We start from the raw sequence: 12,724 nt of genomic DNA, 5'->3' as shown, positions 1-12,724 counted from the left end.
ACCGGAAGCGAGTCGCGTGGCAAGTTCAGGCATGCACGGCGCGCGCGTTCGAGTAATCGGCGGCCCTGTCGCCCCGGGCGCGTACTTTGGACCAAGCGCCAAGGGGCGTCAACCCGACTGGCGGCAACGGGCGGAAGCCTGTCTAGGCGACATCCACAGGCATCGGGAAAAGCGGAGCCAGAAAGCAAAAACGCCCCGTGAGGGGCGTTTCTACTTGGCTAGCTGGCGGAACCGGAGGGATTCGAACCCTCGATGAGGCTCTACACCCCATACTCCCTTAGCAGGGGAGCACCTTCGGCCACTCGGTCACAGTTCCGGAACCATCGATTATGCCATCTTTGGCAACGGTTTTACGCCGGTGGCTGGTCCAGGTCAAAGGCCTTGTGCAGCGCACGCACGGCGAGTTCCATGTACTTCTCGTCGATCACGACCGAGGTCTTGATCTCGCTGGTGGAAATCATCTGGATGTTGATGCCCTCTTCGCTCAGCACCCGGAACATCTTGCTCGCCACGCCCACGTGGCTGCGCATGCCGATACCCACGATGCTGACCTTGCAGATCTTCGCGTCGCCCACCACTTCGGCCGCGCCCAGCGTCGGCAGGACCTTTTCCTTGAGCAGGTCGATGCACTTGGCAAAGTCGTTGCGGTGCACCGTGAAGCTGAAGTCGGTCCTGCCGTCCTTGCTCAGGTTCTGGATGATCACGTCGACCTCGATGTTGGCATCGGCCACCGCACCCAGGATGTGATACGCGATGCCCGGCTTGTCGGGCACGCCCAGCACCGAGACCTTGGCCTCGTCACGGTTGAACGCAATGCCGGATACGACGGCTTGTTCCATGTTTTCGTCTTCCTCGAAAGTGATCAGCGTGCCGGACTTGGCTTCTTCGTTGATGTCGATGTCCCACGGCGTGAAGCTCGACAGCACGCGCAGGGGCACCTTGTACTTGCCGGCGAATTCCACCGAGCGGATCTGCAGCACCTTGGAGCCGAGGCTCGCCATCTCGAGCATTTCCTCGAAGCTCACGGTGGTCAGGCGGCGCGCATCGGGCTCGACGCGCGGGTCGGTCGTGTAGACCCCGTCGACGTCGGTGTAGATCAGGCATTCGTGCGCCTTCATCGCCGCGGCAATCGCCACGGCCGATGTGTCGCTGCCGCCACGGCCGAGCGTCGTGATGTTGCCCGCGTCGTCCACGCCCTGGAAGCCGGTGATGACCACCACCTTGCCGGCCTCGAGGTCGGCGCGCACGCGCTCGTCGTCGATGCTCTCGATGCGCGCCTTGGTGTAGGAGTTGTCGGTGCGCACCGAAACCTGCCAGCCCGCATAGCTGACCGAAGGCATGCCCTCGGCCTGCAACGCGATTGCCAGCAGCGCCGACGAGGCTTGCTCGCCAGTCGAAGCGAGCATGTCGAGTTCGCGGTTGTAGTCGTCGTTGGTGCGGCCGGGTGCGAGTTCCTTGGCCAGGCCGAGCAGGCGGTTGGTCTCGCCGCTCATGGCGCTCGGAACCACCACCATCTGGTGGCCGGCGCGTGCCCACTTGGCAACGCGCTTGGCGACATTCCTGATGCGCTCGGTCGAGCCCATCGACGTGCCGCCGTATTTGTGAACGATCAATGCCATGGGTGAAGTATGGGAAAGAAATGAAACCGGCCCGAGGTTGCCCTGGAGCGGTACACCTTGACGATCAGCGCGAAGCCTCTGTCGGGGGCGAGGGATTGTACCAATGGAGCAATGCCCCCCTCCGCTCCGCGAAGCCGGCGCCGATCTTGATGTGCAAGCGGTGTCCGCGCGTGGTGCAAGCGTGAACCTGCTCCAGCAGTTCCTCGAGTTGCGCCGTGCTGGGCGTGCAGTCATGCGCCTGCAGCAACCAATGGCGCAGGACATTCGCCTGGCGGGCGCGCGACAGCCGGCGCAACGCGTCGATGCCCGGCGGCGCGCCAATCGCCGCGAGGTCCTGCTGCGCGAGTTCGACGAGCAGGGCATGCGCTTGCGCCGCGTGCCGCGCGCTTCGGGCAAAGGTCGAACGAAACTGCGGGAACGCGCGATCGAGTGCCGGCAGCAGCTCGGCCCGGATGCGGTTGCGCGTGAAGCGCGCGTCCGCATTGCTCGGATCTTCGATCCATGGCACGTCGCGCGCCTTCAGCCATGCGCGGATCTCCGCGGCCGGCACGCCAAGCAAGGGTCGGTGGAGCACAAGGCCATCACGCTGCGCCACCTCGGGCATGGCGGCCAGCCCGGCCACGCCTGCGCCGCGCGACAGTGCCAGCAGCACGGTTTCGACCTGGTCGTCGGCATGCTGGCCGAGCGCGATCGACCCGATACCGGGCCGCGTGCCCTCGGCCCGTGCCAGCGCGGCCAGCGACGCGTAGCGCGCACGTCGTGCCGCGTCTTCCGGGCTCTCGCCCGGCGCATGTCGCGCATCGACGCGATGCACCCGCAGCGTCACTCCCAGCCGCTCGCACACGACCGCACATTGGCGCTCGAACTCATCGGCCGCGACCTGCAACCCATGGTGCACGTGAAAGGCCTCGACCTGCCCCGGCCAGCGCGCAGCACAAGCCACGAGCAACGCGGTCGAATCGGCGCCACCGCTGTAGGCCACGGCAAGCGGAAGCGACGGCGCGAAAGCCGCGATGGCCTCATCGAAATTCATCGGGCAATTGTGCGACGCACCCGGCCCGCGCAAAGGGCCAGTTGCAGGCGCCGCCCCTCGGGCGGCGCGGGTCGACTACTTGTCGGCCTTGGTGTCGTTGAAGCGGCCGTAGCTCTGCAGGCGTTCGTAGCGGCGATCCAGCAGTTCCTTGACCTTCAAGTCACTGACCTGGCGGAAGGCGTCACCCAGGGCACGCTTCAGGAATGCAGCCATCTGCCGATGATCACGATGCGAACCGCCGACCGGCTCGCTCACGATCTTGTCGACCAGGCCCAGCGCCTTCAGCCGATGCGCCGTGATGCCCAGCGCATCTGCGGCTTCCTTCGCCTTCTCGGAAGTCTTCCAGAGAATCGACGCGCAACCTTCGGGGCTGATCACCGAATAGATCGAGTACTGCAGCATCAGCAACTGGTCGCCCACCGAAATCGCCAGCGCGCCGCCGGAGCCGCCTTCGCCGATGATGGTGACGATGATCGGCACCTCCAGTTGCGCCATCTCGAAGATGTTGCGGCCGATGGCCTCGGACTGCCCGCGCTCTTCCGCGTCGATGCCAGGGTAGGCGCCCGGCGTGTCGACGAAGGTGAAGACCGGCAGCTTGAACTTCTCAGCCGTCTTCATCAGGCGCAGGGCCTTGCGATAGCCCTCGGGCTTGCTCATGCCGAAGTTGCGCGCGGTGCGCTCCTTCGTGTCGCGTCCCTTCTGGTGGCCGAGGACCATGCACGGCGTGCCGTTGAAGCGCGCGAGTCCACCCACGATCGACAGGTCGTCCGAGAAATGCCGGTCGCCATGCAGCTCCACGAAGTCCGTGAAGATCTCGTTGACGTAGTCGAGCGTGTAAGGGCGTTCCGGATGCCGGGCGATCTTCGTGATCTGCCAGGGCGTCAGGTCGCTGTAGATATCCTTGGTGAGTTGCTGGCTCTTCTTGCCGAGCTGGTCGATCTCTTCCGAGATGTCGACCGCCGATTCAGTTTGCACATAGCGCAGCTCTTCGATCTTGCTTTCGAGTTCCGCAATCGGCTGCTCGAAATCGAGGAAGGTTCGTTTCGCCAACGTCTTCTCCTTGTTGTTCAGTACACGACCGGTGCCGGGTCGAGCGAGCGCCAAATATACCAAGTTGCGACGCTGCAATAGGGTGCCCAGGCGACCGCAACCTCGCGTGCGTCGCTGCGGCTGACAGGGTCGCCGGAAAAATAGTTCTGGCTGATGCCGGTGATGAGGCCAACGTCGTCCAACGGGAGCACATTGGGCCGCATCAGGTGAAAGATCAGGAACATTTCAGCCGTCCAACGGCCGATGCCACGGATCGCAACGAGCTCTTCGATGATGAGTTCGTCCGCCATGTGTTTCCACGCATTGACATGCACGGCTTGCGTATCGAAATGGATCGCCAGGTCGACCAGGTACTCGACCTTTCGCGCCGACAGTCCGCAGGCCCGCATGTCGTCGACCTTGAGCTTCAGCACGTTCGCCGGCGTCATCTTGCGCGGCAGCATCTCGAACTTGTCCCACACCGATTGCGCGGCCTTCACCGATATCTGCTGGCCCACGATGCTGCGCGCCAGCGTGGTGAAGGCGTCGCCACGCGTTTCGAGCCGCACGTCGCCGAACTGCGGGATGAGCCGCTTCATCACGCGATCCTTCTTGCCCAGGTGCTTGCACGCCTCTTCCCAGTAATCGGGCGTGAAGATCTCGACGCTTGCTTTTTTGACAGGAGCCACGCTGATCCTCAATTCACTGCGCCGAAGCCCATGTGGTCCCGGTGGGTGAATCCTTCAGCACGATGCCCTGTTCCAGTAGCTGCTTGCGGATGCGATCGGCCTCTGCGAAATTCTTCTGCGACTTGGCACTTGCCCGCTCGGCGATCAACACCTGGATCGCCGCATCGTCGAGCGCGCTGCCGGCCTGCAGGAAGGCCCGTGGGTCGCCCTGCAGGACACCCAGCGTGCCACCGAGCGCCTTGAGCAAGCCGGCCAATTCGCGCGAGCGAGTGCGGTTGACTTCACTGGCCAGGTCGAACAGCACCGCGATCGCTTCCGGCGTGCCGAAGTCTTCGTCCATCGCGGCCCTGAATCGCGCTGCATGAGGCTGCGACCAGTCGATTGCAACGTCTGCCGGCGTCACGCCATCCAGTGCCGTGTAGAGCCGCTTGAGCGAGTTGCGCGCATCGTCCAGATGCGCATCGCTGTAGTTCAACGCGCTGCGGTAGTGCGTTCGCACCAGGAAGAAGCGCAGGCTCTCCGCGTCGTACTTCTGCAGCACTTCGCGGATGGTGAAGAAGTTGCCGAGGCTCTTGGACATCTTCTCGTTGTCCACGCGCACGAAGCCGTTGTGCACCCAGAAGCGCGCGAGCGGCTTGCCGGTGGCGCCCTCGCTCTGCGCGATCTCGTTCTCGTGGTGCGGGAACTGCAGGTCGGCGCCTCCGCCGTGGATGTCGAAGGTCTCGCCGAGCGTGGCGCAGCTCATCGCCGAGCATTCGATGTGCCAACCCGGCCTGCCGATGCCATAGGGGCTTTCCCATTTCGCGTCATCGGGCTCGGTCGGCTTCGCGGACTTCCACAGCACGAAGTCGAGCGGGTCTTCCTTGCCGTCGAGCACCGCCACGCGCTCACCCGCATGCAACTCGTCGAGCGACTTGCCGGAGAGCTTGCCGTAGCCAGGGAACTTGCGCACCGCATAGTTCACGTCGCCGTTGGTCGAGCGATAGGCCAGGCCCTTCTGCTCGAGCTTCTCGATGATGCCGAGCATCTGCGGCACGTACTCGGTGGCGCGCGGCTCGATGGTGGGCGGCTCGATGCCGAGCGCACCGATGTCCTGGTGCATGGCCGCCACCACTTCCTCGGTCAATGCGCGGATCGTGATGCCGCGCGCCAGGGCGCGGGCGATGATCTTGTCGTCGATGTCGGTGATGTTGCGCACGTAGGTCACGTCGAAGCCGCTCGCGCGCAGCCAGCGTTGCACCACGTCGAAGGCCATCATCATGCGGGCATGGCCGATGTGGCACAGGTCGTACACCGTCATGCCGCAGACGTACATGCGCACACGGCCGGGTTGCAGTGGAGAAAACTCCTCCAGTTCACGCGAGAGCGTGTTGTAGATGCGCAGGCTCATGGAATTCGGAAGGCCGCCATCTGGTGCTCGAGCGTTGCTGAAGCAACGCCGACAAATGGCCGTGGATTCAGGGGTGTTGGGGTTGTAGCGGCAAGGGCTGCCGAACGGTCCCTCAGCTACAATTCATTTCAAGTATAAACGGCCGGCGGCGGGCATTTTCGGGTGTTTGTCGAGCCCTCATCCGCCCATTTTCCAGAGGCTTCATGAAGCACGCCGCACCTCCTCTCATGCACACCATCCCCCGCATTGTCTCCGCCCTGGCCTTCGGACTGCTGCTGGGTGCGGCCCATGCGGACGAGTATGCCGACGTCAACCTGCTGCTGCGCCAGGGCAAGCAGTCCGAAGCCCTCAACAAGGCCGAGACCTACATCGTCGCCAAGCCGCGCGACCCGCAGATGCGCTTCCTGCGCGGCGTGATCCTCAGCGAGCAAGGCAAGATGCCTGAAGCGACCGTGGCCTTCACCCAACTCACGCAGGACTTCCCCGAGCTGCCCGAGCCTTACAACAACCTGGCCGCCCTGTACGCCTCGCAAAGCCAGTTCGACAAGGCCCGCACCGCACTCGAGATGGCGGTCAAGCTGAACCCGTCCTATGCCACCGCGCATGAGAACCTGGGCGACGTGTACGCCCGGCTCGCCGCACAGTCCTACACCCGCGCGCAGCAACTCGAACCCGCCAACGCCGGGCTTGCACCCAAGCTCACGCTGATCCGGCAGATCTTCACGCCGGCCAGCGAGCGCGCCGCGGGTACATTGCCACCAGCCGTGCCGGCCGTCACCAAGCCAGGCATTCGCAAGTAAACCCGCCGATGGGCGCTGCTCCGGCGGTGCCGGCGGCACCGCCATGAAAGCGAGACTCTCTTGAACATTTCCCACCTGACCCGCCGCGCCGCATTGGCGCTGTGCAGCGCAGCGCTGTTGACCGGCACCGCGTGGGCGCAAGACGCCGCGCCCCGCGTCAAGCTCGCCACCTCGATGGGCGACATCGTGGTCCAGCTCGACCCGGCCAAGGCGCCGAAGACCGTGGCCAACTTCCTGCAATACGTCAACGAGAAGCACTACGACGGCACGGTGTTCCATCGCGTGATCGACGGCTTCATGATCCAGGGCGGTGGCTTCACGGCCGACCTCAAGCAGAAGCCAACGCGCGCGCCGATTCCACTGGAAGCCAGCAACGGCTTGAAGAACGACAAGTACACCATCGCCATGGCCCGCACCGGCGACCCGAATTCGGCCACCTCGCAGTTCTTCATCAACGTGAAGGACAACGCGATGCTGAACGCACCCAGCCCCGACGGCCACGGCTACACCGTCTTCGGCAAGGTCGTCTCCGGCACGGAAGTCGTCGACAAGATCCGCGCCGCGCGCACCGGTGTCAAGGGCGGCATGTCCGACGTGCCGGCCGAATCCATCACCATCCAGTCCGCCACCGCCGTGGCGAAGTAACCCAAGGACGCATCATCATGAGCAACCCGCAAGTCGAACTCCACATCAAGAACATGGGCGTCGTCACGCTCGAACTCGACAGTGCCAAGGCACCCAAGTCGGTCGAGAACTTCCTGGCCTACGTCAAGAAGGGCCACTACGACAACACCGTGTTCCATCGCGTCATTCCCGGCTTCATGGTCCAGGGCGGGGGCTTCGAACCCGGCATGACACAAAAGCCAACCGCCGGCGAGATCGAGAACGAAGCCAACAACGGGCTGAAGAACGACAAGTACACCGTCGCCATGGCGCGCACCAACGCACCGCACTCGGCCACCGCGCAGTTCTTCATCAACGCCTCGAACAACGGCTTCCTGAACCACACAGCACCCTCGGCCCAGGGCTGGGGCTATGCCGTGTTCGGCAAGGTCGTCTCGGGCAGCGACGTGGTCGACAAGATCGAAGGCGTGAAGACCGGCCGCAAGGGCTTCCATGACGACGTGCCGCTCGACGACGTCGTGATCGAGAAGGCCGTCGTCAAGGCCGAATAGCCGCCGGACGAGCGATGTTGCAAAGGCCCGCATGACGACCCATGGCGCGGCTTTTGCCGAATGCGTTGCGCCGCCCGCGTGGCGCACCGTCGACTTGATTTCCGACCTGCACCTGCATGTCGATGACCCGGCCACCTTCCAGGCCTGGTGCGGCTACTTCGAGACCACGCCAGCGGACGCCGTGTTCATCCTTGGCGACCTGCTGGAGGTCTGGCCTGGCGACGACGTGGCTGCCGTGCCCGGCTTCGAGGCGCAATGCGTCGAGGTGCTGCGCAATGCAGCCCAGCGCCGTCCGATCTTTGTGATGCACGGCAATAGAGACTTCCTGATGGGCGCGGACTTCGCCGCCCGCAGCGGCGTCACGATGCTGGACGACCCGACCGTGCTTGTGCTGCATGGCGAACGCTGGTTGCTGAGTCACGGCGACGCGCTGTGCCTCGACGACCACGAGTACCTCCAGTTCCGCGCCCAGGTGCGATCGCCCGAGTGGCAGCAGGCCCTGCTCGCGCGCCCCCTGGAAGAACGGCGTGCGCTGGCCCGCTCGGTACGCAACCAGAGCGAAGACCGCAAGCGCAGCCCCGGCATGGTGTGGGCCGATGTCGACGCCGACGCGGCGCGCGCGTGGCTGCGCCGCGCGGATGCCCGCACGCTGATCCACGGCCACACGCATCGCCCCGCGGAGCACGACCTCGGCGACGGCCTGCGACGCATCGTGCTGAGCGATTGGGATGCGGCTGCGCATCCGCCCCGCGCCCAGGTGCTGTGTCTCTCCCTCGCTGGCGCGCAGCGCGTGGACCTGCGTTAGATGCTGAGTTGGTTGCGCAACTTGCGCGCCGGGCCGCGGATTCCGGATGCGGCCTGGCAAGCGACACTCGACCGCTACCCGTTCCTGTCGGAGCTTGCGGCATCCGATGCAACGCGCCTGCGTGAACTCTCGGCCCTGTTCCTGCGCGACAAGCGCTTCCACGGCGCCAAGGGCTTCGAGATCACCGACGAGGTTGCGCTGGCGATCGCCGCGCAGGCCGTGTTGCCGGTGCTGCACCTGCGGGGCGGCCTGGACTGGTACGACGATTTCGTCGGCATCGTGGTGCATGCCACCGAGGTCGTCGCGCGCCGTCGCGTCACCGACCCATCTCAAGTGGTGCACGAATACGACGAGGTGATCGCCGGCGAGGCCATGGAGAACGGCCCGGTGACCCTGAGCTGGAAGGCCGTGCTGGACAGCGGTGCCACCGCCGGCACCGGCTACAACGTCGTCATCCATGAGTTCGCCCACAAGATCGACATGCGCGACGGCGCGGTGGACGGTTGCCCGCCGCTGCCCGCCGGATTTGCGGGCGCGCGAACGCCGAACGCAGCGCGCGCCGCATGGCTCGCGGTGCTGAAGCCCGCCTACGAGGACTTCCGCGAAAAGACAATCCTCGCCGACCGCTTCGGCGCCGAACGGCCGTGGCTCGATGACTACGGCGCCGTCAACATCGGCGAATTCTTCGCGGTGGCGTGCGAGGCGTACTTCGTGAATCGCCCTCGATTCGGCGCCGACTTCGCACCGCTGCTCGCGCTGTTCGACGAGTTCTTCAGGCCCGCCCGGCGGTAGCGCCCGAATCAACTCAGCGGCTGCGCTGGCCCAGCGTCAGCGTGTCGAGCTGGAACCTGCCGCTCTTGTCCCAGAGCCAAGTCTCGACGTAGGTGTGCGCGCCGACCGTCTGCGGTGGCGGAGGCAGCGGGGAGGCCTTCCTGATCAACTCCGCAATCTCCAGACTGACCTCCGGCGCGTGTTCCGGCGTCCGCATGAAGGTCACGGCCTCGACTTCGCCGCTGGCGCCCAGGTGCGTCTCGACCGTCACCACCGCATAGACCAGCGGCGGAATCTTGCCCTTGTAGATCCGCGTCTTGTAGGCCGCGTAGATGTGCCGGGCACCGGTCTTGCGATAGGCACGCACCTCCGGCGTCTGCGGCGTGATCTTGCGCACCGGCGCGGGCAATGCGTCCCTGGCCGCCTGCTGCTCGGGCGTCAAGGGAGGAGCACCGGCCTCACCGGCCTGCTTCGGCGCCATCAGCTCACAGCCACCCAGCCCTGCCGCCAGCACGATCGCCGGGAGCAAGAAGCCGTAGCGGCTGCGAGGCATCGCTAGCTCTTCAGCAGCGCCTTGAGCACGTTCTGCAAACGACGCGCGGTGGAGGCGTCATGGCTGCCGGCCAGCACCCTGGCGGCATCCTGGCCCCAGGTCTGCGCGGGCGTCGGCTCATTGCGCTTGGTCAGCAGCTGGAGCTGCATGGCGCGGCGCGCGTCGACATGCTCGGCGGGTGTCGGCACTTCGGCTGCGATTTCGAGCCGCAGGAGCGCGTCCTGCGGATTGCCCGCCGGCGTCGATCCGAGGGCTTGCGACCATGCACCGCGCACTGCCGGCGAGACCGCCCGGCCGAGTTCCTGCACAGAAGGCAACGCTGCGGCGTCGCGCTTTTCCCAGGCGCCGAGCAGTTGCGTCAAGGCCTCGCCATGCGCCTGCGCGGCGAGCTTGCGCAGCGCCGCCTGGGCGTGCTCGACCGCATCCCGTTGCGCGCGGAAAGCCGCATCGCCAAGCCGAGGTCCCCGGTCCTCGAACCGAGGGGACGCGCCACGGTCGCCGAAACGGCCACCGCGATCGCCTCCGGGCGCACCAGCGCGGTCCGGCCGGCCACCAGGTCCACCGGCGCCGCGGCTGTCACGCCGGTCGCCACCGCGATCGCCAGGACGGCCGCCACGGCCTGCCATCGCCGGTTCGGGCTTGCGCATGCCGGGACGGTCATCGGCGCGGCGCATCGCGACCACGGGCTTGGGCGCCGCCACCGGAGGCGCAGCGGGTGCGGGGGCCGCATCGCCAGCGGCGTCTCCACTGGCCGCAGCATCGGCACTGCCCTCCGGCGCGACGAGATCATGCGCCTCGGCAGCCGTCGTGGGTGCGGCGGATTGATCGCCTTCGCCCGAGGTCTGGGCCAGGCCCGCGCTCTCGGCGAATTCGGCTTCGGCTGCCTGCGCGGCTTGAGCGGGCGGGGCCGCCTCAACCGTGTTGAGATGCGATGTGGCTGCGGGCGCGGCCTTGGCCGGCGCTTCCGCGATCTGTACCTTCTCGCCACGCATCGCGGCTTCGAGCTGGTTCATCGCGACGCGGATCTTCTGCGCATCGCCGGTGGCATTGGCAGCTTCCAGCGCCTTCGAGGCCAGCAGGACGTTGCGATCGTGCTCGCTCATCGCCGACGAAACTTTCTCGCGCTCGGCAGTCTTGCGGTTGAAAGCCTCGTCGATCGGGGCGCGGAAGGCGTCCCACATCTTCTGTTCCTGGCGGCGGTCGAGCGGAACGCCCTGGGCTTCCGCTTGCCAACGCTGTTGCAGTGCCTTGACCGCATCGATGCGCAGCATCGGCGCGGCCCCGAGTTCCACGGCCTCGGCAATCATGGCCTGCCGCCGCTCGACACTCGACTTCTGGGCCGACTCGAAGGGCGCGCGGGCCGCGCCGAATGCCTCGTTCCATTGCGGCTGCAACTCGGCGAACACCTTCTCGCCCACATGCCCGGCATCGCGCCAACGGTCTGCGAACTGGTGCAGGGCGCGGTTGTGCGCCTTGAGGTCGGCCGCATCGGCATGCGCCGCCGCCCACGTCTTGACTTCCTCGATCAGCGCGAGGCGTTGCGCCCGGTGCTCGGCCGCATCGGCACGCACCTTCTCCAGCCATGCCTCGACCACCTTGTGCGCCTCGTTGCAGGCTTCGTCGAAACGCTTCCACAGCGCATGATTCGGCACGCCGCCCTGGTCGGACTGCTTCCACTGGTCGCGCAGGGCACGCAGGGTCTCCTGCATCTTGCGCCCGCCCAGGGCCTGGCCCTCAGGGCGCTTGAGCAGGCCTTCGGCCTTGGCGACGAGGTCTTCGCGCACCTTGTCGGCGCTCCAGCGTTGCCAGCCTTCGAGTTCGCCGGCGGCGACGAGCGCCGCATGGACGCGCGACTCCAGTTCCGATTCGACCAGCTTGCCGTGCTCCTTCAACACCGCGCGCAATGCCGCGGCAGCGCCGGCGCTGGCCTTGCCATGGCCCTCGGCGGTTTCCTGTTCCAGCTTGGCAAGCGCGGCTTGCACCGCTTCCTGCGCAGCGGCACGCACGGCCGGATCGACCGGCGGCCGGGCCGGCTTGGCAGGCGCCGCCTTGGGCGCCACCACTTCACCACGCGCGGCACGCAGTTCGTCAGCCCACACGGGCACCGGCGGCAAGGCCGCGGCGGCATCGTTGGCAGCGGCAACGGCCTGGGCCAGCGCGGCATGGAAGGCGTCGGACACGCTCAGCAGCTGTGCGCGCGAGGCTTCGAGCTGCGGTGCGAACTTGCCGTCGAGGCTGGTCCAGTTGACATCCGCGGCGATCTCGTCGGCCTGCTGCTGCCAATGCGTGACGTCCCCGCGCAGCGCTTCCTCGGCCGCCTGCGCGTCCTTCCAGCCCTTGGTCGACAGCACTTCGAAGCGCTGCGCCAGCAGCACGGCGGCCTCGCGATGCACCTGCGCCCGGTGCTGCAGGTCCTCGATGCCCTTCACGCGATCGGCCAGGCGGGCCTTGAAGCCGGTCAGCGGCTCGCGCGACAGCGGCGCGCCGGCCTTGGCCGCATCGCGTTGCCAGGCGAGCGCGTCGGCAATGTTGAGCTTGGGCTGGGCCAGCAACGCCTCGGCCTTCTGCGCCCATTCGGCAGCAATGACTTCCTGCCCCTTGGCGCGACGGATCTCGTCGAGCTTCTCGCGCACGGGGCGCGCCGCGCCCTTGTCGCGGCCGCTGAGTTCCTTGAACACATCCTGCAATTGCTCGGCGGTGGGCTGCCCGGCCAGCCAGTCGCGGATTCGCTGGGCGCGTTCGCCCGAAGTCGGCGCGGTGAAGGCGCCGCCGGTGAGCGTATCGAGGGCCTGGATGTCGAGGGATTTGGTGGAGCTTGAGGTCACGGGAACGGATGTCTTTGTCTGGAAGGAAGGTGCGC

12 protein-coding genes and 1 tRNA gene are annotated in these 12,724 nt (G+C 66.4%); 5 read left to right on the top strand and 8 right to left on the bottom strand.

The features are described 5' to 3' along the window. Positions 1 to 223 precede the first annotated feature (223 nt). The 6 genes from HB681_RS07255 to cysS form a co-directional block, all read right to left on the bottom strand. A tRNA-Ser gene (locus HB681_RS07255) sits at positions 224 to 316 on the bottom strand. A 34-nt stretch (positions 317 to 350) separates the two neighbouring features. Further along, positions 351 to 1,619, bottom strand: a complete 1,269-nt coding sequence (locus tag HB681_RS07250) for an aspartate kinase (protein ID WP_213954120.1) — start codon at positions 1,617 to 1,619, stop codon at positions 351 to 353. A gap of 64 nt (positions 1,620 to 1,683) precedes the next feature. Beyond that, the gene (gene tilS / locus HB681_RS07245) at positions 1,684 to 2,652 is read right to left on the bottom strand and encodes a tRNA lysidine(34) synthetase TilS (protein ID WP_213954119.1); all 969 of its coding nucleotides are present in this window, start codon (positions 2,650 to 2,652) and stop codon (positions 1,684 to 1,686) included. A 75-nt stretch (positions 2,653 to 2,727) separates the two neighbouring features. Continuing rightward, positions 2,728 to 3,702 (bottom strand): acetyl-CoA carboxylase carboxyltransferase subunit alpha, encoded by a 975-nt coding sequence (locus HB681_RS07240; RefSeq protein WP_213954118.1) that lies wholly within the window; start codon positions 3,700 to 3,702, stop codon positions 2,728 to 2,730. A 17-nt stretch (positions 3,703 to 3,719) separates the two neighbouring features. Further along, positions 3,720 to 4,370, bottom strand: a complete 651-nt coding sequence (locus tag HB681_RS07235; protein ID WP_213954117.1) for a DNA-3-methyladenine glycosylase 2 family protein — start codon at positions 4,368 to 4,370, stop codon at positions 3,720 to 3,722. Between the two features lie 13 nt (positions 4,371 to 4,383). Next, positions 4,384 to 5,760 (bottom strand): cysteine--tRNA ligase, encoded by a 1,377-nt coding sequence (gene cysS, locus HB681_RS07230; protein WP_213954116.1) that lies wholly within the window; start codon positions 5,758 to 5,760, stop codon positions 4,384 to 4,386. Positions 5,761 to 5,987: 227 nt separating this feature from the next. Here cysS and HB681_RS07225 point away from each other — a divergent pair, with 227 nt between their 5' ends. The 5 genes from HB681_RS07225 (at position 5,988) to HB681_RS07205 (ending at position 9,332) form a co-directional block, all read left to right on the top strand. After that, complete coding sequence (locus HB681_RS07225; protein WP_213954115.1) at positions 5,988 to 6,560, top strand: tetratricopeptide repeat protein; 573 nt, start codon at positions 5,988 to 5,990, stop codon at positions 6,558 to 6,560. Between the two features lie 93 nt (positions 6,561 to 6,653). After that, the gene (locus HB681_RS07220) at positions 6,654 to 7,205 is read left to right on the top strand and encodes a peptidylprolyl isomerase (RefSeq protein ID WP_256734861.1); all 552 of its coding nucleotides are present in this window, start codon (positions 6,654 to 6,656) and stop codon (positions 7,203 to 7,205) included. Between the two features lie 17 nt (positions 7,206 to 7,222). Beyond that, a complete protein-coding gene (locus tag HB681_RS07215) occupies positions 7,223 to 7,735 on the top strand; it encodes a peptidylprolyl isomerase (protein WP_213954114.1) in 513 nt (170 codons plus the stop codon). 31 nt (positions 7,736 to 7,766) lie between these two features. Continuing rightward, positions 7,767 to 8,540 (top strand): UDP-2,3-diacylglucosamine diphosphatase, encoded by a 774-nt coding sequence (locus HB681_RS07210; RefSeq protein ID WP_213954113.1) that lies wholly within the window; start codon positions 7,767 to 7,769, stop codon positions 8,538 to 8,540. After that, positions 8,541 to 9,332 (top strand): M90 family metallopeptidase, encoded by a 792-nt coding sequence (locus HB681_RS07205; protein WP_213954112.1) that lies wholly within the window; start codon positions 8,541 to 8,543, stop codon positions 9,330 to 9,332. Between the two features lie 13 nt (positions 9,333 to 9,345). Here the strand turns inward: HB681_RS07205 and HB681_RS07200 are convergent, their stop codons facing one another. Next, positions 9,346 to 9,864: a hypothetical protein gene (locus HB681_RS07200; protein ID WP_213954111.1), complete on the bottom strand. Its 519-nt coding sequence runs from the start codon at positions 9,862 to 9,864 to the stop codon at positions 9,346 to 9,348. Between the two features lie 2 nt (positions 9,865 to 9,866). Next, positions 9,867 to 12,689 carry a DUF349 domain-containing protein gene (locus HB681_RS07195; protein WP_213954110.1) on the bottom strand — a complete coding sequence of 941 codons (2,823 nt, stop codon included), beginning with the start codon at positions 12,687 to 12,689 and terminating at the stop codon, positions 9,867 to 9,869. Positions 12,690 to 12,724 lie beyond the last annotated feature (35 nt).

The sequence above is a fragment of the Variovorax sp. dw_954 genome (assembly GCF_018449755.1).
Lineage (GTDB): Bacteria > Pseudomonadota > Gammaproteobacteria > Burkholderiales > Burkholderiaceae_C > Variovorax.
Note: the sequence above shows the minus strand (reverse complement) of the source record. Positions and strands in the feature narration are given on the sequence as shown.

Excerpts from the sequence above, each read along its gene's own strand:
- HB681_RS07250 (WP_213954120.1), bottom strand. The coding sequence starts at position 1,619 with ATGGCATTGATCGTTCACAAATACGGCGGCACGTCGATGGGCTCGACC.
- tilS (WP_213954119.1), bottom strand. The coding sequence starts at position 2,652 with ATGAATTTCGATGAGGCCATCGCGGCTTTCGCGCCGTCGCTTCCGCTT.
- cysS (WP_213954116.1), bottom strand. The coding sequence starts at position 5,760 with ATGAGCCTGCGCATCTACAACACGCTCTCGCGTGAACTGGAGGAGTTT.
- HB681_RS07225 (WP_213954115.1), top strand. The coding sequence starts at position 5,988 with ATGCACACCATCCCCCGCATTGTCTCCGCCCTGGCCTTCGGACTGCTG.
- HB681_RS07215 (WP_213954114.1), top strand. The coding sequence starts at position 7,223 with ATGAGCAACCCGCAAGTCGAACTCCACATCAAGAACATGGGCGTCGTC.
- HB681_RS07210 (WP_213954113.1), top strand. The coding sequence starts at position 7,767 with ATGACGACCCATGGCGCGGCTTTTGCCGAATGCGTTGCGCCGCCCGCG.
- HB681_RS07205 (WP_213954112.1), top strand. The coding sequence starts at position 8,541 with ATGCTGAGTTGGTTGCGCAACTTGCGCGCCGGGCCGCGGATTCCGGAT.
- HB681_RS07200 (WP_213954111.1), bottom strand. The coding sequence starts at position 9,864 with ATGCCTCGCAGCCGCTACGGCTTCTTGCTCCCGGCGATCGTGCTGGCG.